Below are 24,427 nucleotides of genomic sequence, written 5' to 3'. Positions count from 1 at the left end.
TACAATCAAAATTATAAAAAAATAAAAAAGGATGCCTCAAGGGACATCCTTTCTATAATACTTTAAAATTTACCAAAATCTCACGTAAAGTGCAGTTAATAAAAGTAATGTTACAACAATTAAAACCAATGTTCTGTTGTCCACTTTGAACATTGATGCATCGATTGCAAATGCTTTCGGGTTCACTTTCGGTCCTGCAAGACTGATAAGAATCATCACAACAATCGTGAAAAAGAATGACCAACCCATATTAATCAAAAACGGAATTTCGGTAATCGTATGAACTACGCCATTTTCCAGTTTTTCATAAGTGAAAGCTGTGTATAACCAGGTTTCTTTTCCGAAAATTTCCACAGCAAAACTGTTGAAGAAAATTGCCAGAACGAATCCTAAAATTACGCCGACCAAAGCTGCAGTTCCGGTTGTTCTTTTCCAGAACATTCCTAAAAGGAACATCGCAAAAACACCCGGACTGATAAATCCTGTATATTTCTGAATAAATGTAAATCCACCTTCACCGCCGATTCCCAAAGCATCTGTCCAAGTAAATGCCAAAGCGACAAACATTGCTATAATAATTGCCCATCTTCCGGTTCTTACCATTTGGATTTCCGTTGCATCAGACTTTAAATATTTTTTATAAATGTCTAATGTAAAAATCGTTGAGATACTGTTTACTTTCCCTGCCAAAGAAGCAACAATTGCCGCCGTCAAAGCCGCTACTGCAAGACCTTTCAGACCAACCGGCAAAAATCCTAATATTGCAGAATATGCTCCGTCTTTCACTCCGTTAAAGCCAGGTAAGTGACCTTTGGTATACAAAACGTAAGCTGCAATTCCCGGAAGCATAACGATAATCGGCATAAATAATTTAAGGAATCCTGCGAATAAAATCCCCGTTCTTGCTGTCTTTAAATCAGCACCTAAAGCTCTTTGCGTGATGTATTGGTTACAACCCCAATAATTTAAATTAACAATCCATTGTCCTGCAAAATACATTGCCAATCCCGGTAAAACCACATATTTCTGAACATCCAGATTTTCAGGCATTGCTAAAGTCGTTGTTGTCTTAACCGGTTTTTCAAGCATCAGTTTGAAATGTTGCGGAGCTTCGTTCATCAAGGTCTGAAAACCTGCGAAAGCATTTCCTACAGCCGCTCCGTTGATTCTCTGGTCGACAATCTGAAGCGCCATATAAACTGTTGCAAAGCCTCCGATAATCAAAACCGCCACCTGAATTACGTCGGTGTAACCGATTACTTTCATACCGCCAAGACCGATTAATAATGCCATTAGAAGCAATCCAATCATAATGATATGAAGATGACCGCCGCCCAACAACGTATCAATTGCTAAAGCTCCTAAATAAAGAATGGAAGTCAGGTTGACAATCACATATAAAAACAGCCAGAACACCGCCATAATCAGGGAAACCGACTTGTTGTAACGGGTTTCCAAAAATTGTGGCATTGTATAGATTTTGTTTTTAAGATAAATCGGAATGAACCAAATGGCAATAATGATGAGTGCCAATGCTGCAATCCATTCATAAGCTGCCACTGCAACACCCACGAAAAACCCTTCGCCGGACATCCCGATGAACTGTTCCGCTGAGATGTTGGATGCAATTAAACTTGCTCCAATCGCCCACCAAGTGAGTGAGCCTTCCGCCAGGAAATAATCTTTACTGCCTGTTGCTGCAGATTTTTTTTTGTTATAAATCCAGATTCCGTAACCGGCTACCACCACAAAATAAATCAGAAATATGATGATATCAATAGTTGCTAAATTTCCCATACTTTATTGTTTAACTGAGAATTTGTAAATTGTTTTTGAATGATACTTCTGTCCCGGCTTTAACTCTGTAGAAGGGAAAGAAGCCTGGTTTGGAGAATCCGGAAAATGTTGTGTTTCTAAACAAAAGCCTGTTCTGAATTCATTTTTCCCGCCGGTTTTGGTATCGAATTTTCCATCCAAAAAGTTTCCGGAATAGAACTGAACGCCCGGTTCATCGGTCAAAACTTCCATTACTCTCCCTGATTCCGGGTGGTAAACTTTGGCAATGCTTCTCAATCCGCTTCCATTCAGAATCCAGTTGTGGTCGTAGCCTTTTCCTTTTTTCAGCTGGTCGTCATCTGCATTGATATCTTTTCCAATTGCTTTTGAAGCTGTGAAATCGAATACGCTTCCTTTCACCGCTTTTTGCTCACCCGTAGGAATCAAAGTTTCATTAACTGGTGTAAATTTATCCGCATTAATCTGCAATTCGTGGTCAAGAATTGTTTTTGAAAAATTCCCTGAAAGATTGAAATACGAATGCTGAGTCAAATTCACCACAGTCGGTTTATCGGTTTCCGCTTCGTAAGAAATTTCCAAAGCATTATCATCTGTCAAAGTATACAGAACAGTTGTCGTTAATTTTCCCGGATAGCCTTCTTCACCGTCAGCGCTGGTGTAAGTCAGTTTCAAAGTCGGGAATTTGGCATCTTTCACCGGTTCGATATCCCAGAATTTGGTGTGGAATCCTTCTTTTCCGCCGTGAAGACTGTTTGGACCGTCATTTTTATCGATGTCATAGGTTTTACCTTCTAAAGTGAATTTGGCATTGGCAATTCTGTTTCCGTAACGGCCAATCAATGCTCCGAAATAGTAAGGATTTCCGTTGAAATAATCTTCAGGTTTGGTAAATCCTAAAACGACATCTGCATATTTCCCGTTTTTATCGGGAGCTGTGAGTGAAGTGATAATTCCACCGAAGTTAATGACTTCCAGCTTCATCCCGTTTTTGTTGGTCAAAATATATTTTTTGATGGAATCGCCTTTTGACGTGACTCCGTAATCTGAAACCTGTATGTTTTCCATTGTTTCCGGTTGAGTTTTTGATTGATTTTCTTTTTTATTGCACCCGAAAATACATAAAACGGCAAAAAGAATTATCAGGTTGATACTTGTTTTTCTCATTTTTTAGAAGTTTTGCAAGTTTAACGATAATATATTTCATTCCAGCGAAGCGTGTTCTTAAAATCACGGATTTTTGTATCTTCATCAATAACAAGCGATTCGATGCCTGCAATTTCTGCAAAATCTTCCAATTGTTCTACGCTGATGTTCTCACTATAACACGTGTGATGCGCACCACCTGCCAAAATCCAGGCTTCAGCCGCCGTGTACAGGTCAGGGAGCGGTTTCCAAAGAACTCTCGCAACAGGAAGTTTTGGCAATTCTTCGGTGATTTCCAATGCTCTTGTTTTGTTGATTAAAAGTCTGAAATGATTTCCGAAATCCATTAAGGCTGCATTTAAAGAATCGATATTTCCTCTCGAATTAAACACCAGACGAACCGGATCAGCTTTTCCGCCAATTCCTAATGGATGAATTTCACAAGATGGTTTCTCAATCGCTAAAACAGGGTCAACTTCCAACATATGTGAACCTAAAATTGAAGGATTTGAAGGATTTAAATGATAAGTATAGTCTTCCATAAAGGCATTTCCACCTTCCAGACCTTGTCCCATCGTCTTCATTGCGCGAACTAAGGCAGCCGTTTTCCAATCGCCTTCTCCGGCAAATCCATACCCTTTTTCCATCAATCTTTGAACGGCAATTCCAGGCAATTGTTCTAAACCGTGAAGGTCTTCAAAAGTATCGGAAAAACCTTTGAAATTTCCGTCTTTCAGGAATTTTTCCAAACCTAATTCAATTCTTGCGGCAACTTCCAGAGATTTCCTGTTTGAACCTCCGGAAAGAAGGGATTCTGCCATTTTGTATGAAGCTTCATATTCTTCAATTAAGGTTTTGATTTCGCCATCGCCAATCGAGTTGACAATGCTTACCAAATCCCCGATTCCCCAAGTGTTTACCGAAAATCCAAATTTGGTTTCCGCTTCTACTTTATCTCCGTCGGTAACGGCTACAAATCTCATATTATCACCAAAACGGGCGAACTTCGCACCTTGCCAATCATCCCAACCAGCCGCAACTCTACTCCATTCTCCAATTTGTTTCTGAACTCTTTCTTCCGCCCAATGTCCTACGACCACTTTTCTGTTTTTGCGCAGACGGCTCACCATAAATCCGAATTCACGGTCACCGTGCGCAGCCTGATTCAGGTTCATAAAGTCCATATCCATCGTCGCCCACGGAATATCCTGATTGAACTGTGTATGCAAATGCAACATTGGCTTTTGTAAAGCGGTCAGTCCACGAATCCACATTTTTGCGGGTGAAAAAGTGTGCATCCAGGTTACGATTCCGATACAATCTTTTGCAAAGTTGGCAGCTGTAAGTGTTTCAAAAATTTCTTCTGTTGTTTTTACGGTTGGCTTTAAAACCACTTTTACAGAAATCTGTGATGAAGCATTGAATGCTTCCACTATTTTTGCTGAATGTTCCGCAACCTGCGCTAATGTTTCAGGGCCGTATAAATGCTGGCTTCCGGTGATGAACCAGATTTCTTTCGTATTGAGAGGTGTTAACATATTTTTTAGTTGATTGTTGTTGGTTGATAGTTGATAGTTTAATATTGTGTTTGTCATTCCGAGGAACGAGGAATCTCTGTTGATAATAAAGATTATTCACTACACTACGTTTCGTTCAGAATGACAGGCTTTATTTAATTCTATTATTGTCCGTAATAGGCATTTTTGCCGTGTTTCCGTTCGTAATGTTTTTTGATTAATGAATCTTTCAAACGGGGCGCGTTCGGATTAATTTGTCTTGTGAGATAAGCCATCTCAGCGATAGTTTCTAGAACTTTGCTATTGTAAACGGCTTTTTCAGCATTTTTTCCCCAAGTGAACGGTCCGTGATTTCCGATGAGTACCATTTCCACTTCTTCGTAAGACAAGTTCTTTTCTTTGAAACAATCCAGAATTTGGATTCCGGTATTGTATTCGTAGTTTCCTTCGATTAAATCGTCTCGCATCGGTGGTGCGCAAGGAATATCTGTTGTCAGATGGTCTGCGTGGGTCGTTCCGAAAATCGGAATATCCAGCTGTGCCTGTGCCCAAGCTACGGAATAGATGGCGTGTGTATGAGAAATTCCGCCGATGTTTTCCCAGTTTTTATAAAGATAAGCGTGGGTTTTGGTATCGGAAGATGGTCTTAAATTTCCTTCAACTACATTGGCATCGTAATCTAAAATCACGATGTCTTCAGGTTTCAGTAATTCGTAAGGAACACCGCTCGGCTTGATGGCAAATATTCCTTTGTCACGGTCGACGGCGCTTACATTTCCGAATGTGTAAACGACCAGTTTCAATGCATCGAGCTGCATATTGGCTTCGTAACATTCTCGTTTTAATTCTTTATAGATGCTCATTTTTATTTTATTAATGATTGAAATATTAATTGATTTAAGAATCAAATATTTATTTTTCAATTGCGTCGGGCTTTAGCCCGATGTCATATTTTTGATTTCATTTGGCTTTAGCCAAAATTTACGTTTCGGCTAAAGCCGAATTTGTTTTCATTCTTTTGTAGACGGGCTAAAGCCCGCCTCTATTGAATAATCTTATTCAAGTTTTGAACGTCGAATTGCACGCAGCCCGGCTTGAGCGGAAATCCTTTTTTGCGTTGGGAAAAGCCCTGGCAAAAAAAGATTGGGAGCGGAAGACGGATAAAGCTGCCATAATAATTTTAGTTATTGGTTGATAGTTGTTGGTTGATGGTTTTTAAATGATTGTAATTATTTAACAGGTCACCTCTACGAGGCTCTCTTTGTGATGATAATATTTACATATTTGCTATTAACAGAGCGCTCCTACGGAGCTTTTCTGCTTTAACTTCTATCAACTATAGACTGTCAGCTGTCAACTTTTTCTTTGATTTGATATTGTTTTCTGTGAAATCTGCGAGAATCTGATACTGTTTCATAAATTCTGCATATTTTTCTACCTTTTCAGCTTGTGGGAAATATTCTGCTTCGAAATCGGAGCCCATTTTCTGGCTGGCTTCCTGAACAGTCGGGTAAATTCCAGCCGCAACAGCCGCATAAATAGCGGCACCCAAAGCCGGAGCCTGGTCTGAAGCTGCCACTACAATCGGCATATTAAGAACGCTGGCCAACGTCTGCATTATGAACGGTGATTTTCTGGCAACGCCTCCGATTCCGATTACTTTTTCGATTTTTACGCCTTCTTCTTCGAAACGGTCGACGATTTTTTTGGCTCCAAAGCAAATCGCATTCACCAAAGCTTTGAAAATATGCGGTGCTTTTGTTCCCAATGAAAGGTTGCTAATCGCCATTTTCAGTTCCTGATTGGCGTCTGGTGTTCTTCGTCCGTTAATCCAATCCAAAGCAACCGGAACCACCTCCGAAAGTGGAATTTTTTCCGCTTCCAAAGTGAGATTGCGAATAAGATTGTTCTCTATTTCTTCTTTTAGCAACTGCTTTTGATTTTCATCAATGAGATTGGAATTCATCAGAATATGGTGTGTAGGCCAAGTCAGAATATCTTTGTACCACGCCAAAACATCACCAAATGCAGATTGCCCCGCTTCCAGCCCCATCAATCCCGGAATAACGGATCCGTCGACCTGTCCGCAGATTCCTTTAACTGTTTTGTCGCCGATGATTTCGTTGGGAGCCACCATAATATCGCAGGTTGACGTTCCCATAATTCTGATTAGCGTATTCTCCTCTACTTTTGCGCCGACCGCTCCGGAATGAGCGTCGAAAGTTCCGACAGCAATTACGGTGTTGGTCGTTAAGCCTAATTTTGTTGCCCATTCTTCGTTCAGATTTCCGGCAACTTCATCAGACGTGTAGGTTTTATCGTACAGTCTGTCACGAAGTTCTGCCAGTGAAGAATCCAGCTGGCCTAGGAATTCCTTGGAAGGAAGTCCGTCCCACGATTCGTGCCACATTGCTTTGTGACCGGCTGCACAACGGCTTCTTTTAAATGTTGCTAAACTCTGGTTGTCGGAAAGTAAAAATGTCAGATAATCGCAATGTTCCATCCAGCTGTATGCGGCATTTTTAACGGCTTCATCTTCTCTGTTGATGTGAAGAATTTTTGCCCAAAACCATTCGGAAGAATAGATTCCACCTTCAAATTTTGTATAATCTTCGCCGCCCCAGTTTCTTGCCAGATGATTGATTTCTTCGGCTTCGTTGATGGATGTATGGTCTTTCCACAGCACCATCATTGCATTGGGATTTTCTGAAAATTCAGGCAAAAGTGACAAGGCAATTCCATCCTTATTCACGGGAAGCGGTGACGAACCTGTCGTATCTATACAAATGCTGACGATATTTTCAGGCGCAACGCCACTTTCTTTGACAACGGTTGAAATGGTTTTTTCCAAGCCTTCGATATGGTCGAGCGGATGCTGACGAAATTGGTTTTCTTCCGGCTTGCAGAATTTTCCTTCTTTCCATCTTTGGTAATAGCTTACGGAAGTTGCCAGTTCTGCCCCGTTTTCCGTATCAATCAAAACGGCCCGAACAGAGTCTGTTCCGTAGTCTAAGCCGATAACGTATTTTTTCATTAACGAAAGTGATTTATTTTGATTATTGTTTTTAGCTCTTTTTAAAATAATTGATGCAATGGATTACATTCTACAAAGATTTTTCATTAAGTTTTTATTTACCTCAAAGAATTCTCCGTTTTTCTGTTTAAGAGCTAAAAACAAATATAAGATTCTATTTTAAATAAATGTAATATTTACACTTAATTTTAAATTATCCTTTATTTATGGTATTTTGAAGCTATTTTATTTTCAAAATAACTAAAGAATTTGCCGGAATTTCAACAGAAATCTTTCCTTTTTTAATGGCCTGCGTTTCCTCTTTTGGTGTAATGGTTTCTGATTGGAAATTATTTTCATCTGAAAGCCCTGCAGAAGTCAGTACAATTTTGGTCATTTGACTACCAATTTTACTATTTTTCGGATTGATTTCAACTGAAGTTTCCTGAGGATCAGCATTAACAATTTTAATGATGGTTTCTTCCTTTTTAAGGTCACGAACAGCCGATACATAGAGATTATTCTCGCCTTTCAACGGTTTTCCGTTTTCGGAGATTTTAATTAAATCCGTTCCTTTGTTGTTGGAGAATAATTTCTGAACGTAATAATTGGGAGTAGCATAAGATTTTAAATTATTGAACCAAATCAAATCCGGCGTCCATTGCCAGCCTTCTGCGTGGGCGAAAAGCGGTGCGTAGGAAGTCATTGTCACGACATCTGCGTTGCGTTCCAGTCCGGTCATAAAAGCGGCTTCCGAAAGTGCGGTAAGCCAGTTATTTTTATTGTCAGGTTTTACAACGCCAACCGATTGTGCGGCATATTCTCCGGCGAAAACTTTTGGTCCTCTTCTATCGCATTTATCGTATCTATCTGCATTTTTTAAGAACCATTCAGGGGAATTGTAGTAATGTTCGTCCACAATCTGAGCGTTAAGTTTTTTAAGCTCTTTCCAGCCGTAATCGAAAAATTCGCCATCGGGAGACGGCCCGCTTCCGGAAATGATTTTGATATCGGAATATTTGGTGTGAATCGCTTTTTCAAAAACTTTGTATCGTTCAATGTAATCTGCGCCCCACTGTTCATTTCCAACGCCTATCAATTTCATATTAAAAGGTTTCGGATGTCCCATTTCAGAACGAATTTTTCCCCATTTCGTGTTGGAATCGCCGTTTGCAAATTCAATCAAATCCAAAGCATCCTGAACGTAAGGGTCTAAATCTTCCATTTTTACAAGTTCGGCTGTATTGAACTGGCAAGCCATTCCGCAGCTTAAAATCGGAAGTGGTTCTGCGCCTAAATCTTCCGCCAATTGGAAATATTCAAAAAAGCCAAGTCCGAAAGACTGCCAATAATCAGGCGTAAGACGGTGCGCAAATCCATTGTTCCATTTATTAATCAAATTTTCGCGGTCTTCTACTTTACCAATCGTTTTTTTCCATTGATAACGTTCCGCCAAGGTTCTTCCTTCGACAATACAACCGCCCGGAAAACGTAAAAATCCCGGCTGTAAATCGTATAATTTCTGCACTAAATCTTTTCTCAAACCCCCTTTTCTGCCTTTCCAGGTGTCTTGAGGAAACAATGAAATCATATCCATATTCACAACGCCTTTTCCGCTAAAAGTGATTTGAAGCTTTGCTTTTTCAATGGTTTTGGAAGGTGCGAAAACAGCATTGTATTTTTGCCAGCCTCCGCCTTTGATGATTGTAGAAACAGAGGAAATCACTGTTCCGTTTTCATCAATCAGACTTGTATTAACTGCAGAAATATTGCCTGACACATTTTCCAAATTGAAACTTAGGTCATATTTCTCACCTTGATGCAGACCGATTCCCCTGAAACCTTCGTTTTCCAGCACATAATTTTTGTCATTCCAGACCGTGATTCTTGCGTAGTTTTTATTGGTTTTGGATTTATCAGTGATGATCGTCAAAAAACCGGAATCCAAGTTTGGAGAAAGCGTTTTTGTATTGGGTTGTTTCCAGCCTGTCAACGGTTCATCAAACTCAAAACTGCGATTTTTAATCAATTCAGCATATAATCCGCCGTCTGCCGCAAAGTTGATGTCTTCGAAGAAAATCCCGTACATCGTGGGCTGGATTTTGATATTGGTAGAAGTTCCGTCCAAATCGAGGAAATGGGTTTTGATAGTTTTATTTTGGCCCGAAAAGAAGGTAACACTTAGCGAAATAGCGGTTGTGAATATTTTGGTTTTTGTTTTCATTGATTGATTTTTGGACAGTTTTTCTAACCACAAAAGGCACAAAAGATTTTAGTACTTTATTTTTTAAGCTTAACAATCGGGTATAAAAAAGAACTCATAAGCTTAAAAAATCTTTGATTTTTTACTTTGCAGACTTTTGAGGTCTAATTTTTTGCCTCTTTTAGCTCTGCCGAATCTTCGATTTGAGGTTAATTTAAAATTAGTTTTAACAGTAAAGATTAGTTTACTTTCAATTGAAGACTTTTCAATCCGGATTCATCGGAAGTTCCGCCGTAAAAAATCGTGTAATCTCCTGCTTTCGGAGCCAAATCATCTACTTTTTCATCATAAAATTTAAATGAATCTTTAGAAATCGTTAATTGAATATTTTTTGTTTCCTTAGATTTAATTAAAACCCTTTCAAAAGCTCTCAAAGTCTTTACTGGTGCCGCAGGATCATTATTTCTTTTCACATAAACTTCAATCACTTCTTCACCGTCTCTTTCCGAATTATTGGTAACAGGAACTATAATTGTCAGATTTTCATTAGAATTGATGATATTTTTGTTCAGTTTAGCATTTCCGTAAACAAATTTTGAATAACTCAACCCGTGTCCGAAAGCGTACAACGGTTTTTCAGTCATATAACGGTAGGTTCTTCCGACCATATCGTAGTTTTCAAAACCCTGGTGTTTGCTGGTTTTAGATAAATTATTGTCAAGCTGTTCCAGATTTTTATAGAAGGTAATCGGTAATCTTCCTGATGGATTGTAATCTCCCGCTAGAACGTCTGCAACGGCAGTTCCTCCGGCTTGTCCGCCATACCAGGCATTCAGTAATGCATCATAATTTTTTTCATCCTGTTCCAAACCAAGCGAACTTCCCGTACACAGCACAAAAACGACTGGTTTTCCTGTTTTCCTTAATTCAGCCAGCAATTCGCGTTGAACTTTTGGTAGATCAATAGACGTTTTATCGCCGCCTTTGAAACCTTCTGCGTTCACCATCATTTCTTCGCCTTCCAGACTTGGAGAAAGTCCGCCTGCGAAGACAATAACGTCCGCATCTTTCACTTTTTCCTTTACTGCAGCAAAATTAACAGGATCTTTTCTGTACACGTCAAATGTGATGCTTACATATTTTCCTTTTTGGGTGTGACGTAACTCTATCAGATATTCTTTTCCTTTTTCCATTTTCACAGGAAATTCCGAAGGATGTCTTGCATCGGGGCCTTTTCTGGTGGCGATTTCTTTACCGTCAACAAAAAGTGTGTAAACATCGGAAGTTGATGGCGAAAGAATCACATCGCCCGTGTAAGGGCTTTTGAAAACGCCGGAAATAATAGCCGATGTATTTTCTCTTCCAACATTCGGGGCGAGCTGAGTTCCGCCAAAACTGTTGTAATTGATTCCGCTTTTATTTACAGAAACATTAGCGGGAGTTCCTTTGAATTCATTATTGTTAAAAAAGGTAACTTTCATTCCTTTTTCGCCTTTTTTCTGGCTTAAAAAGTTTTGATAAAGCGAAGTTCTGGAAGATGGGTCTGCGACTTCAGTTCCTTTTTCATAAATGATTTCTGCGTTTGGAAATTTGGTTTTGATTCCGTCCAAAATCGTTACAATGGATGAAGGTGTTCCGTTATAATTTCCCAACTGCATCAATCCGTCATCGGCGTTTGGACCGACAACAGCGATTTTTTTGATATTTTTATTTAAAGGCAAAACATTATTCTCATTTTTCATCAGCACAATTGATTTTTGTGCCATTTTTAACGCCTGTTTTTTATGCTCTTCAGAATCCACAACTGAATATGGAATTGAGTTCCAGTGAACGGAAGATTTTGGATCTAGCATTCCCAATTCAAACCAGCCTTTCAGAATTCTTCGCATCGAAATATCGAGGTCTTTTTCTGTGATTAAACCGCTTGCGAGAGATTTGTTTAAATTATTATATGTATCGCCACACTCCAGATCTGTAGAATGCTTCAAAGCATCTGCGGCGGTACTTTTTTCATCAGGATGTGTTCCGTGGTACTGTTTCTGATAGAAGTCTGCTAAAGCCCAGCAATCGGAAACCACCATTCCATCGTAGTTCCATTTTCCGCGAAGAATTTCTGTCAATAAAGTATTGTTGGCGCAACACGGTTGACCGTCAAAAGCATTGTAAGCACACATCACTTCCCTTACATTTCCCTCTAAAACCAATGCTTTAAAAGCCGGAAGGTAGGTTTCATACAAATCTCTTTTGGAAACTTCAGCGTTGTAGGAATGACGATTCCATTCCGGACCGCTGTGAACGGCGAAATGTTTGGCGCAGGCGTGCGTTTTAAAATATTTCGGATCATTTCCCTGCAAACCTTTTACGGCTGCAACACCTAAAACAGAAGTCAAATAAGGATCCTCACCATAGGTTTCCTGACCTCTTCCCCATCTAGGATCACGGAAAATGTTGATGTTCGGCGTCCAGAATGTAAGTCCTTCGTAACGTCCGGTTTTTTGAGATTCATCAAAAGATCTATTGTATTTTGCTCTGGCTTCATCGGAAATCATTTCAAAAGTTTTGAGATGTTCCGGAACGTCCCAGGTTGCTGCCATTCCGATTGCCTGCGGAAAAACAGTGGCTGTTCCTGCTCTTGCAACGCCGTGAAGCGCCTCGTTCCACCAGCCGTAACCGGGAATATCCAATCTCGGAACGGCTTTCGAATTATCCATCATCATTCCGATTTTTTCATCAACGGTTAGTAATCCGAGAAGATTTTCGATTCTTTGTTCGACTGGAAGTTTAGGGTTTTGGAATGGGTATTTAAAAGTTTGTGCGGATGAAAAGGCACAAATTAGTATTGACAGAGAGAAAAAAAGTTTTTTCATGGGATAAAATTTTTTTAGATCAATTTTATTGTGGAATCACTATAAAATGATATTTCAATTCGGTAAAAGCAAATATATCATAATATAATTAATAAATGTATAATTAACACTTAATTTATTTAATTTTTTATACCTAAAAAGCCATCAGAAAAATCTGATGGCTTGATCCGATGATGAAAAGTCAAATCTCTATTTTTTGATTAATTTATGCACAGATGTATTTCCAGCAACCGTTACTTCTACTAAATACAGACCTGAAGGCAGATTTGATGCTTCAATTCTGTTTTTTCCTGAAGAAAGTTCTCTTTTCGAAATAATCACGCTTCCTTTCGCATCGTAAATTGTGTAGAAGGCATTACCTTTTTTAACATCAATGAAAAACTCGGTCTTAATAGGATTTGGATATACCTGTACCTCATCAGCATTAACTGCAGATTCTGAGGTGGCCAAAGTAGCAAAACTCAGCGGTAAAAATGCTGCAGTATAAGGATTTCCTTCTGTAATATATCCCTGGAAAGGATCAATCATTGGTTCGCTCCCTGCAACCACTTTGTAAAATCCGGTCACATTGTTTTCTGTTTTTAAAACATATGCCCCTGCATAAACTTTAATTTGTTGATAAACGCCATTCACCTGGTTTACCGTAATCGCTTTTGGTGTTGATACAGATCCTGTTCCTGTGAAAGTGACCGTTCCTGTCGCTGCGATCAACACCGGAGTATTGGCCGGAATCATTCCTGTTATCGGTGAACATGCCACGCTGCCTGAGCCAGGAATCATCGTGTAAGCCGTTACATTCGCCGGAACTGCTGCCTGAAATGGCAATAAAACAACTCCGTAGCCGTTGAAGTTTCTGGTGTAGGTTGCCGAAGCCGCCGTAAAATCAAACGGAACCTGGAAATCTTTGCCCTGATCTGAAAGCGTCAGTGTCGTGCAGTTTGTTCCTGAAATAACATTGGTATTGGTATTTACCACACTGCTGTTGACATAAAAAATACTGTTCTTGTTCTCAGAACCAGCGATCCAGCTTGAAGTTGGCGTGATGCCGGTAACCGTACGGAAATCTAATGAAGTATACTGGTTGTTTTCCATCGCATCCAAAAGACTGCTGTCTGTCTCAGTATATGCTCCGGTAAATTTTGCCGCTCTTTCGTTTCCGACATTAAAATACACATCACCCAGGTTTAAGGTTAAAATAGAACTGTAATTTCCGCTTCTTAAACCTAAAATTCCTTTACATCCGAACGGAAGCGTTGCTCTAGAAAGATCAAAAACCAGATTAAAGCTTCCGGATCCGGGTGCTGGCAAATTCACGCTTCCATAATTGTAATTTCTTACCACATTATCATTATCAACATAATACAATGTAGTATTTGATGATGACTGACCAAGCGTTGTCGTATAACTTAAAACATTTAAAACCAATTTATTATAACGGTCATTCAAAGCAATATATCCGTTTGCTGCCGTCATATTCTGGCTGAAAAGCGGTGTTGAATTATAAAACGTCACAGTCTGTCCCGAAATCTGGTATGCTGTACCAAATGCCGGATTTGTCGTCGCTAAAGTTTCAATTTTATTGTAATGCATTTCAGTTCCGGTCATGTTAGAAACAGGTCGGTCGCCACTTTTCGTAAACACAAAAGTCATTACACTAGACGGTGCCACAGACACCTGCGGTCTGAATGTATCGGTAGTAAAGGTAAGCGGCGCCGACGTCATATTCTGTGTTTGAGAAGTAGTAATACTGTTCGCAGAATTGGTATAAAAAGGAAGATCCACCTTAAGATTATAAGTGTTTGAGGAGGAATTTATTACCATTAATGTCACCTGATTTCCATCCAGAGAAATATAGGAAGAACCTTCCAGACTGCCTGTCGCCACTTCCCATTTGGTATCAATTCTGTTTTTGTTGGTGGTTGTTTTAGCATATTGAGATAAAATGTAACCGCGTTTGGTCATTTCACCTGCAACGGTTCCGTTTGTACCGTCACCCATCATTCCATAATATCTTTTGGATGCATAATGTACCCATGCATTAACATTTCCGAGCATCGCATTGTTGACCGCTCTCGCAAAAGAAAAACCATCAATCGACCAACTGAAATCACGTGCAGGAACGCTTGTATTAGAGTTCCAGTTGATGAGATATTCTGTCTGCCAGATCTGTTTATTATTCGCCTGAAACTGTTTGTAAACTGACTGCATACTTCCATATTGATGCCCGCCATAGACTTCAAAATTGGCCATGGTTGCTGTATTTAAAAAGGCATTGGCAAAATTATCTGTAAAGCCAACACTTTCGGGAGCGATGATGTTACAGTTGATGAGCTGGCCGTAATCCCTTACAAAATTTGCGATCTGTGTCGGTGTCCAGATGCAGCCTGCGTACTGCGCCATTTCATCCGGCTCATTTTGAATTGAAATATAATCCAGCGCCACGCCATTTGTTGCTAAGTATGTAACAAAACTGTTCAAATGTAAAGCGTAATCCTGATAATGTTCCGGTTTCAGATAGCCGATCTGTTGCACACCATTGGCATCCGTAAAAACGGCATTTGAATGATTATTGGTTTTCCATGCTGCAGGCATTGTCCAGGGACTTGCGAAAACGATCAGTCCCATTGCCTTTGCCTGTTGAGCAGTTGCTAAAACCTGCGGCCAGTCCGCTTGATTTTCAGGAATATATAACCTCAAAATATTGTATCCTGCGTCGGTTGCGCCGGTTCCCCAAAGTTTCTGAATCTCAGCCGGAGTCATGTGATTGTACGCAAACTGCGGACTGCACACGAAACCGCCATAGCCTGTCACCTTTTGATACACAATATTTTTGTCGATTTTTACTTTTGCAGGCAACGCTGTCTGTGCATCTGCAAATTGAGTACAAGTGATGCCTACCGCCAGAGCAAGCATCCGGTTTAAAATTTTTCTCATAATGTTCTAGTTTTAATTTTGATAATTTTCAGTAAAGTTTGGATAATACAATCCCCTTCAAGACAGTTTATGATTAAAAACCGTCAAGAAAATACCCTGAAAAGTTTCAGGCAGCTATCGTAAATAAGGTTATACTACAAGATCCTTAGCTCTTTCCTGTACATTATTTTGTTGAAAAACGATACTTAGAATTCAGAGGTGAAATAGATTAATGTTTCATAGGCAAAACGTAGATTATTATTAATATTCTGATGATTTTTAGTGAAGAATTTCACTTTCGGGTGCACCCAGATAAGTAGGCTGTAAACCTCCTGTATTGATCAATATTTTTTCAAGCACGATTCCCGGCTCAAGCACTCTGAATCGCAGCGTATGTTTTCCAGGTTGAGAAATCTGATGTTTGGTTGTGGATTTAATGATATGTTCAGACTGCCATCTTCCCAATTCCCCTTTGTAATGACCGTTGAAATTGACAACCTGCGGAGTTCCGCCATCAAAGGAAATCTCATAGCGCAGTCCTTTGTTATGATTAAAATTCAAAGTTGGTGCTAATAACAGCTGGACTTCAAATTCACCTTTGGATTCAAAATTCATATCATATTCCAGATAAATATTTTCATCAGCTTTCGGATAAGCATTTTGAGGGAAAGTCGTTACACCGGATTTTGTCTTTCCAAAATCAGGAATCACTTCCCAATGGATTCGGTCTGAATTATTATTTCGTGCAAAATTTTCCGCCTCAATGGAAACATAACCGTTTTTCTCTTGAAATACTTTCTCTTTTGAAGCATTATCATCATATACATAGGTAACTTCAGGCATTATATTTTCTTTTCCGTCTGCCCAGGTTTTATATCCTATTTTCATCTGATCCATCATATGCTGCCACTTTCCACCGGCAATCTCATGGTTGTATTTATAATCCAAATAAGCATTTCTTTCAAAACATTCTTTTACTCTATCGGCATAATAATTTGCTTTTAGATCATATTTGGCAGCCAATTCCCTGTTTTTGGCAACAGCATAATACATTTCATACAAATTGCTGCATGCATCAATCGGATATAAAACCAGCTGATAATAAGCATCCTGATATTCAGCAGGAATTTGTTCTTTCAAATGCAATGCATCAATAGCCAAAGATCTGTAATCATTTAAAACGGTTTCGAATTCATGATAATTTTCCAGACTGAATGTTTTGCTATTCAGTGTTTCAGGCGTTACACGACGGTTGTATTTCGAATAAAGGTTGATCATTCTTGCAATTTCCTTAGCATATTTTTCACCAAATTGCTGTGCCGCCCATTTTTCAGTGTATTTCAAAAGATTTTTCGAATTGAATTGCTTTGGATTCCAAGCCATATCCAGGAAAAAGCTGATTGGGAATTCCATCGGTTTTAAATCCCCGACATTGACAACCCAAACCTTATCCACTTTATGTTCGTAAGAAAGATTCATCTGTTCCCAAACTCTCTGAATCGGACTGATATTAATCCATTTTGAATTTCTCGGTCCGCCCACATAATCGAAGTGGTAATACATCCCGTAACCGCCTTTGTGTAAAGGTTTTGAAAGGTCCGGAAGTTTTCTCACATTTCCCCAGTTGTCATCACAGAACAACAGAATAACATCGTCCGGAACGCGCATTCCTTTGTCGTAATAATCCTGAACTTCTTTGTACAAAGCCCAAACCTGAGGCGTTTTCTCCGCTTTTTTTCCTGTTACGTCAGCAATAATTTTTCGCTGGTCTTTCACGATTTTTTCAAGTAAGGAAATATTAGTTCCCTCTCCCATCGCTTCATCGCCGTCGCCGCGCATTCCGACAGTTACGAGTTTTTCCCAGTTTTTGCTTCTTTCTAACCCCAATTTCCAGAATTCCTGCAAAACTTTCTCATTTTTAGAATAATCCCAGACATTCGGCAAATTATTTTTTTTGATGTATCGATGCCAATCGGTTTGAGCCTGAGCCATCGGTTCGTGGTGCGAAGTTCCCATCACAATTCCCATTTCGTTGGCTAAAGGTCCGTTCAAAACGTCGTCATCATAAAACGCTTTTCCCCACATTGCAGGCCAGATGTAATTGCCTTTCATTCGAAGAATCAACTCAAAAACTTTTTCATAAAATTTAGAATTGATTCCTCCAAACGTTGCTCTTGCCCATCCTCCCAGTGAAGGTTCTTCATCATTCAGGAAAATGCCACGATATTCTACCGCAGGTTCTCCGTCGGTGTAAATTCCTTTTTTAAAGTATAGATTTTCTTTTTTCTCAACCGGAACATCCGCCCAATAATACCAAGGCGAAACCCCGATTTGCTGCGACATTTCGTAGATTCCGTAAATTGTTCCGCGTTTGTCGCTTCCTGCAATCACAATCGCTTCGGAAACGCCGGGAAACGGATTGCTGATATTTTGAATGATAAATTTTTCATTCTTTCCCTTGATTGAATTTCCATCAATTTTTTTAGTTTTAATTAAAGCATCAATGGTTTTGCTTTTCCCAACTTCACCAATAATGATTAGCATTCCGTTCGCCCCGGAACTTTGGGAAATAAGACTAGGCTGAACCCCTGTTACTTTTTGAAAATCAGATTGAAGATTCGCAACCGCACGCAGAATTCCTTTGTCCGAATCGCTATCTGAAAACAGCATCAAACCTGAATTACGCTCTTTCAATACCACCGAATTTGCCGTCTTAGCAAAAGAAATAAAAGGGTCGGCTGCTTTTACAAAAAATATAAACAACAACGTAAGGAACAACGAAATGCTTTTTGTAAAATTCATAGTATATCTTTTTGATTTTAATTTTTAAATAAGTTCAGATCGACAAATTCTCCCATTCTCCTGTAGCCGGCTTCATTGGGATGAAGAAAATCATGATCGTGCATATCGTTTAAGATGACCTCAGGATTTTCACTCTGCATATGTTTTGCAAAATCGATGACGGCATCATATTTCCCGCTGTTCCTGATCCAGTCGTTTACTTTTTTCCAGGCCTCAATACGGAAAGGTTTGTCGTAAAACGACTTTGCGAAAGGTAGAATTGTTGCTCCATACACTTTGATTCCATTAGCATGTGCTTTGTCGATCATCACCTGGTAAGCGGCAATCAGCTCCTCTGCTCTTTTGGAAGCATCTTCGGCATTTCTTGTTCCTCCCAGGTCATTCACGCCCTCCAGAATGATAAGCCATTTTACACCCTGTTGATTAAGGATGTTATAATCGAAACGATCGAGTGCTGTTGGGCCTAAACCACCGCGCACTACACAATTCCCGCCGATCCCAAAATTAAGGACACTTACATTGTGAGTGTTAGGATTAGCCAATAACCGCTGCGAAAGAATATCCGGCCAACGGTTCTGTCTGTTGGTTCCCGATCCTCTTCCGTCCGTAATGGAATTTCCCATAATAGCAACCGCATACGAGGGTTTCGCAGTCTTAACATCAATATTAAAAAGCGAATACCAATGATCCGTTTTTACAGGATTTTTAAATGCAGCAACATTGCTTTGCTTACCGTTAACAATAAAAGATGTTGTTCTTGAACCGGGATGCCCGGTGATGGATTGAGTTACTTTTGCGTAAGAAATCGTAATAGCCAAAAGGGAATTAGATTTCAGATCAAAGTTCAGTTCATCAGAATAAATATCAGCTCCGGGAGCAATTTTAAAATTGTTTTTCTTCTCAAACGTTAATGATCTGATGGTGTTTGCGTTCACATTACAGCTATTGGATGGCACGGCAATAGAAACGGCTTTTACCTCCAGGCTATCCATGGAATATTTGTTGGAAAAACGTAACCGCAATTTTTTCCCACCCACAGATACACGGACAATCTGGCGAAGAGTGTTCCCAGACAGTCCCGGTTCCGGCGGAAGATTATTCGGTTCCACCAATTGGGGAGCCGTTGCCCATGTAGTGAGCCACCGATCTTTGGACGATTGCTTTTCCAGGCTCTGTGAAGAGGAACAGGAAAACAAAAATCCCGAAATGATGAAGATATATAAGCTTTTGAAACACATTTCTATTATATTTTGTAAAGTTTAAAGACCATTAATTTCTCAAAACAAACCCTCCACTCGGCTGAATTTCTACATTAAGCTCGCCTTTTGCATTCACTTTCACTTCTTTTTCTGATGAATTTCCTTGTGCATCATCATTGATCAATTTCACTGTTTTTCCGGCAAACATCGGGAGGTTTATTTTCAGTTTTTTAATGTTTTTTTCCGCATTAATTCCTGCCACATACCATTGGTTCTGATGTCTTCTGGCAATGATAGAATATTTTCCGGGATATCCGTCAATGAATACCGTTTCATCCCAAAGTGTCGGGATTTCTTTCATAAAATTCAATTGAAAATTCGGAGCATCAGTCAGATTATTAGGCATTACGGCAAACATCTGAACCGGATTTTGAAAGAGTACAGCCGTCGCCAATTGGAAGCTATCTGTTGTATGCCGTTTATTTTTATCCTTATTGGATTTTGTCAAATATTTGTTGAGGAACGTCCCTCCAAATTCCATACTTCCGACCGTGTTCCTGATGAACGGATGCAAAGCCGCAAAAAAAGCTTCCTGTTTGCGGACATCTTCTGAAAAATACAGCATTTCTGAGGCTAAAACGGCTTCGCTTCCTGCATAATTCGGATACATCACTTCCCAACCTCTCGGCAAAGTGGCTCCGTGGAAAATAATTTTTAATCCAAAATCATTGGCATCGGAAAGAATATCTTCGTAAAGGCGCATCGTTTCTTGCTTGTCGCCACCGAAGAAATCGACTTTCAGTCCTTTTACACCGATATCTTTCAACCATTTCATTTCTTTTTTTCGTTCGATGGAGGAACTCATTTTGTTTCTTGGTCCCATCGGAGCATCATTCGCAGCGCCATTGGAATTGTACCAAAGTAACACCCCGACATTTTTGGATTTTGCGTATTGAATGAGGTCTTTCATTCGTTCTTTTCCAATATTTTTGTCCCAAAGCGCATCAATTAAAATGTATTCATAACCAAGTTTTGATGCTAAATCAATAAAGAGACTCTGGTCTTCGTAATTCATACTGTTATCCTGCCACAAAATCCAGCTCCATGTGGATTTTCCGAAACTGTATTTCTGCGAAGGCTCATACATTGGCTCAACCACATCAAAAGGAATCGTTGTCTCAACAATTGGTTTCAATGAATCACCAATTGTAATGGTTCTCCAAGGCGTTTTTCCGGGAAGAGAAATTGCTGCTCCGGAGCTTCCAAAACCATTGTTTTCAGCCATATTCGGATAAGCAACCTGATAAAGGCTTTTTTCTGAAGTCGTATCCAAATGGGAAGCACAGTAGAGACTGTTTACGCCGGTTTCAGACAGTAAAATCCAGCCGTCGTTTCCGACATGGAATAATCCGGGAAAAACATAACCATAATCTGCTTTTGTTCCTAATTCTGTATCAACTTTATAACCGCTTTCGTAGCTTGGAGCGGTTCTGGCAAAGCCCGTCATCGGCTTCATCATCGGGGAAAGGAAAGTTGTGGTTTGAGACGGAAATCTGTAACCTGTAATTTCTGACTGAACAACCGCGCTCAAACGGTCTTTCATCGGCTGAATTTCATATCTGAAAGCGACATTATTATTACTCACCTGAAATTCAATTCCCATATTGAAATTATCTGCATTGGTGAAATTGACTGTCAAAGTATTAGCTGTATAACTGACTTGTGATTTTTTGATTTTTTCGTTAGAATACGTTTTGGAAACTTTATCTTTTTTATTGTCACTGAATTTCAGATTTTTAGAAAAATCAGATTCATTGGTAACTAAGCCTAAAGGTGATTTTTCCAACATCATTTTTCCCTGAAAACTAACGTTGTAAAGGGCTTTTCCGTTTTCAGAAAAGATATTCAGCTTTAATTTTCCATCAGGACTTGAGATTTCTGCGACTTGTGCAAAACATGAAATTCCGGTCAGGAAAAACAACAATATTGATAGGTAGGATATTTTAATCATAATTAATAAGTTTCAAGAAAAGTCCAATAATCGAAAAACATTATGTCTTTAGCTGCTTTTCCATTATATACAAAATACACATCGTGAACACCGGTAATTTTTTCCTTCAGTTCGGTTTTCACGGTTTCCCAACGGTCGTCTCCGCCAGTCAACGGAACTTTTACCGTAGCGATAACAGGCCCGCTAAAACTGTCCAGATGAACATCCATTGTCACTTCGCTGTTATGCGTTGTTCCAACTCTGGCTGAAAATATTGAAGCTCCTTTTTTACCAAAATCTACATTTTTCACACTCGTATAAGCGCCACTTTTTTTAGCTTTGATGAAAACACCCGCTTCTTTATTCTGATACGATTTTACATTTTCGGACCACGCAATCGTTTCCGCCTGATTAAAGGAATAAGGATTAATGGTTGCAATGGCTTTGGTAATTCCATTGGTCATTTTGATGGGCGAAATGGAACCGTCTTTGTTAAAATTAAGTTCTTCCACACTCACCGACCTTGTGAAACCGCTTCCGCCTGGCAAAGCGCCGTTGTGATAAAAGAAATAAGTTTTCCCTCTGAAATCGACAACTCCGGGATGATTGGTAAAAGATTTCCCTTCGGTTGGCATTACAATTCCACCGTATTTCCACGGCCCCTGTGCGCTTTTGCTTGTGGAATATCCAATGAATTCAGGGAGCGGACCGCCCGGCCAGAAAAGGTAATACAGATTTTTTCTTTTGTACAGCCAAGGCCCTTCCTCGTATTTGGTGGGTCTTTCAGGATTTTCTTTTCCATCTCTCTTTCCGAAAGATTCTGCGGTCATCGGCACTTCAACAATATCGCCGGAATAGGAAATCATATTTTCATTGAGTTTAACATATTTCAGCTTCGGATTTCCCCAATACATATGCGCCTGTCCGTCATCATCCACGAAAACCGTCGGGTCAATATCGCCCCATTCACTTTGGACTAAAGGTTTTCCAAGCGGATCGTGGAAAGGACCGAGCGGACTTTCGCCCACTGCAACGCCAATAGCGCCCTTATTATTGGTTTTGGACCACATCGGAACATACATAAAGAATTTTCCGTTCCTTTCAACACACTGTGCCGCCCATGCATCACGTTTTGCCCAGTCAAAATCGTTGTAGGAAAGAATGGTTCCGTGATCGGTCCAGTTCACCATATCGTTGGTGGAATAAACTTTCCAGTCGTTCATTGTAAACCATGTGGAATCGTCTTCATCATGGGTGGTGTAAACGTAAAGCCTGTCGTTATAAACCATCGGCGCCGGGTCGGCGGTATAATTGGTCTGAATGATAGGATTCTGAGAAAATAATATTCCCGAATATCCTATTAAACAGAGATTGAGTATTGTTTTTATTGTTTTTTTCATTTTAACTTTTTTTGAACACTAAGAACACAAAGCTTTTATTTTTTTTATGTTTCACAAAGCCGCTAACGCTTGTAGAAGCTGTATTATTTTTATCACGTAATTCTAATAAACCACCCCGTCAAAAATTCTTTGAATTTTCGCCACCCCTCCAAAGGCAGGGAATTTTTATCTTATTTCTTTTTAAAACTCCAGTGGTCGAAATTGAAAAGCACTCTTCCGGCTGTAATGTTTTTTCCTTTAAATACAAAATACACATCGCGAATACCAGAAACCGATTCTGAAATTTTTGATGTTAAGGTTTTAAATTCTTCCCAACCGCCGGTTCTCGGTACTCCAATTTCAGCAATTTTATTTCCGTCTAATTTATCCAATCTTACTTCTAAAATTCCTCCATCAATACCTGCCGCAATTGAAGCTGAAAATTCAGAAGCTCCTTTTTCAAAATTCACCGAACGGACTTTGATGTAACCTCCCACTCTGGTATCGGAAACATAAACTCCTGTTTTTTTGTTTTCGGAAGTACTGCATTTCTCTGACCATGCTATAGTTTCCGCTTCGTTTCTTTGATAAGGATTTAAAGTTCCGACCGGACTTACGCCTTCTTTGGTCATAGAAATTTTTGGAATGCTTCCATCCGGATTGTATTTGAATTCTTCAATGGATGTCGACCTTCCGTAGCTTCCTGCGCCTGGTAATAATCCGGTATGATAAAACAGGTAGGATTTCCCTTTAAAATCGATAATTCCGCCGTGGTTGGTAAAACTGTTGGTTGGCTGGCCGGTCATTATTTTTCCCTGATATCTCCACGGTCCGGTCGGTGAATCGCTTACGGAATATGACAGACATTCGGTTCGGTCGGTCATTCCGGCATACATCATATAATATTGTTTGTTGCGTTTGTAGAACCATGGTCCTTCCACAAAAACATCTTTAAACTGTTCCTGTTTCTGCAAAACCTCATCACTTCTTCCGGGACGTCTCAATCCGCCAAAAGCTTCCACTGATTGTGGAATTTCGGTGATTTTTCCTTCATAGGAAACCATATCTTTGTTGAGTTTCACATAAAATAATTTACTGTTTCCCCAATACAGATAGGCTTGTCCGTCATCACCAATAAAAACCGTCGGGTCGATATTGTCCCATGTTCCTGTTGTCACTAATGGTTTTCCGAGTGCATCTTTAAACGGACCTGTCGGACTGTCTGAAACCGCCACGCCAATCGCCATATTGTTGTCAACGGTCTGAACGCAGATATACCAATAAAATTTACCATTACGTTCCACACATTGCGCCGCCCAGGCTCTGTCACGAGCCCAATTGAAAGATTCCAGTGAAAGCGGAGAACCGTGGTCGGTCCAGTTGACCATATCGTCTGATGAGTATACCCTCCATTTCGTCATATAATAAAAATCATAGCCGGGAATATCGTCTCCGGTGTAGACATACATTTTATTTTTATAAATCATCGGCGCAGGATCTGGCGTAAAATGCGTCTGAATCACCGGATTTTGAGCAGAAATACAAATTTCTGCTAATAAAAATGATAATACGATATATTTTGATTTAAATTGAATCATATTTAA

The 24,427-nt window shown here is 39.7% G+C and carries 13 protein-coding genes; all 13 read right to left on the bottom strand.

What is annotated here, in order from left to right:
• Positions 1-69 precede the first annotated feature (69 nt).
• The 13 genes from CLV73_RS02505 to CLV73_RS02445 all read right to left on the bottom strand — a co-directional run bounded on the left by CLV73_RS02505 (position 70) and on the right by CLV73_RS02445 (position 24,421).
• Complete coding sequence (locus CLV73_RS02505) at positions 70-1,797, bottom strand: sodium:solute symporter family transporter (RefSeq protein ID WP_100375310.1); 1,728 nt, start codon at positions 1,795-1,797, stop codon at positions 70-72.
• Positions 1,798-1,800: 3 nt separating this feature from the next.
• A complete protein-coding gene (locus CLV73_RS02500; RefSeq protein WP_100375309.1) occupies positions 1,801-2,961 on the bottom strand; it encodes an aldose epimerase family protein in 1,161 nt (386 codons plus the stop codon).
• 20 nt (positions 2,962-2,981) lie between these two features.
• A complete protein-coding gene (gene araA, locus CLV73_RS02495; protein WP_100376958.1) occupies positions 2,982-4,478 on the bottom strand; it encodes an L-arabinose isomerase in 1,497 nt (498 codons plus the stop codon).
• Between the two features lie 143 nt (positions 4,479-4,621).
• Positions 4,622-5,320 (bottom strand): L-ribulose-5-phosphate 4-epimerase, encoded by a 699-nt coding sequence (locus tag CLV73_RS02490; RefSeq protein WP_100375308.1) that lies wholly within the window; start codon positions 5,318-5,320, stop codon positions 4,622-4,624.
• 473 nt (positions 5,321-5,793) lie between these two features.
• Complete coding sequence (locus tag CLV73_RS02485) at positions 5,794-7,491, bottom strand: ribulokinase (RefSeq protein ID WP_100375307.1); 1,698 nt, start codon at positions 7,489-7,491, stop codon at positions 5,794-5,796.
• A gap of 220 nt (positions 7,492-7,711) precedes the next feature.
• On the bottom strand, positions 7,712-9,694 hold the full coding sequence (locus CLV73_RS02480) for an alpha-L-arabinofuranosidase C-terminal domain-containing protein (protein ID WP_100375306.1): 1,983 nt from the start codon (positions 9,692-9,694) through the stop codon (positions 7,712-7,714).
• Between the two features lie 218 nt (positions 9,695-9,912).
• Entirely contained in the window at positions 9,913-12,540 is a 2,628-nt protein-coding gene (locus CLV73_RS02475) for a beta-glucosidase (RefSeq protein WP_100375305.1), read from the bottom strand.
• Positions 12,541-12,729: 189 nt separating this feature from the next.
• Positions 12,730-15,474, bottom strand: coding sequence for a T9SS type A sorting domain-containing protein (locus tag CLV73_RS02470; protein WP_228424177.1), 2,745 nt, complete (start codon positions 15,472-15,474; stop codon positions 12,730-12,732).
• A 258-nt stretch (positions 15,475-15,732) separates the two neighbouring features.
• Positions 15,733-18,255, bottom strand: a complete 2,523-nt coding sequence (locus CLV73_RS02465) for a glycosyl hydrolase 115 family protein (protein ID WP_100375304.1) — start codon at positions 18,253-18,255, stop codon at positions 15,733-15,735.
• A gap of 17 nt (positions 18,256-18,272) precedes the next feature.
• Positions 18,273-19,493, bottom strand: coding sequence for an SGNH/GDSL hydrolase family protein (locus CLV73_RS02460; protein ID WP_100375303.1), 1,221 nt, complete (start codon positions 19,491-19,493; stop codon positions 18,273-18,275).
• A gap of 31 nt (positions 19,494-19,524) precedes the next feature.
• A complete protein-coding gene (locus CLV73_RS02455) occupies positions 19,525-21,465 on the bottom strand; it encodes a glycoside hydrolase family 97 protein (protein WP_100375302.1) in 1,941 nt (646 codons plus the stop codon).
• Positions 21,466-21,467: 2 nt separating this feature from the next.
• A complete protein-coding gene (locus tag CLV73_RS02450) occupies positions 21,468-22,844 on the bottom strand; it encodes a glycoside hydrolase family 43 protein (protein ID WP_100375301.1) in 1,377 nt (458 codons plus the stop codon).
• A 170-nt stretch (positions 22,845-23,014) separates the two neighbouring features.
• The gene (locus CLV73_RS02445; protein ID WP_100375300.1) at positions 23,015-24,421 is read right to left on the bottom strand and encodes a glycoside hydrolase family 43 protein; all 1,407 of its coding nucleotides are present in this window, start codon (positions 24,419-24,421) and stop codon (positions 23,015-23,017) included.
• Positions 24,422-24,427 lie beyond the last annotated feature (6 nt).

The sequence above is a fragment of the Chryseobacterium geocarposphaerae genome, from assembly GCF_002797535.1.
GTDB classification, from domain to species: Bacteria; Bacteroidota; Bacteroidia; order Flavobacteriales; family Weeksellaceae; genus Chryseobacterium; species Chryseobacterium geocarposphaerae.
This window is presented reverse-complemented; position numbering and strand designations above follow the sequence as displayed.

Bases quoted from the DNA above. Each gene is read 5' to 3' on its own strand.
- CLV73_RS02505 (WP_100375310.1), bottom strand. From the start codon at position 1,797: ATGGGAAATTTAGCAACTATTGATATCATCATATTTCTGATTTATTTT.
- CLV73_RS02500 (WP_100375309.1), bottom strand. From the start codon at position 2,961: ATGAGAAAAACAAGTATCAACCTGATAATTCTTTTTGCCGTTTTATGT.
- araA (WP_100376958.1), bottom strand. From the start codon at position 4,478: ATGTTAACACCTCTCAATACGAAAGAAATCTGGTTCATCACCGGAAGC.
- CLV73_RS02490 (WP_100375308.1), bottom strand. From the start codon at position 5,320: ATGAGCATCTATAAAGAATTAAAACGAGAATGTTACGAAGCCAATATG.
- CLV73_RS02485 (WP_100375307.1), bottom strand. From the start codon at position 7,491: ATGAAAAAATACGTTATCGGCTTAGACTACGGAACAGACTCTGTTCGG.
- CLV73_RS02480 (WP_100375306.1), bottom strand. From the start codon at position 9,694: ATGAAAACAAAAACCAAAATATTCACAACCGCTATTTCGCTAAGTGTT.
- CLV73_RS02475 (WP_100375305.1), bottom strand. From the start codon at position 12,540: ATGAAAAAACTTTTTTTCTCTCTGTCAATACTAATTTGTGCCTTTTCA.
- CLV73_RS02470 (WP_228424177.1), bottom strand. From the start codon at position 15,474: ATGAGAAAAATTTTAAACCGGATGCTTGCTCTGGCGGTAGGCATCACT.
- CLV73_RS02465 (WP_100375304.1), bottom strand. From the start codon at position 18,255: ATGAATTTTACAAAAAGCATTTCGTTGTTCCTTACGTTGTTGTTTATA.
- CLV73_RS02460 (WP_100375303.1), bottom strand. From the start codon at position 19,493: ATGTGTTTCAAAAGCTTATATATCTTCATCATTTCGGGATTTTTGTTT.
- CLV73_RS02455 (WP_100375302.1), bottom strand. From the start codon at position 21,465: ATGATTAAAATATCCTACCTATCAATATTGTTGTTTTTCCTGACCGGA.
- CLV73_RS02450 (WP_100375301.1), bottom strand. From the start codon at position 22,844: ATGAAAAAAACAATAAAAACAATACTCAATCTCTGTTTAATAGGATAT.
- CLV73_RS02445 (WP_100375300.1), bottom strand. From the start codon at position 24,421: ATGATTCAATTTAAATCAAAATATATCGTATTATCATTTTTATTAGCA.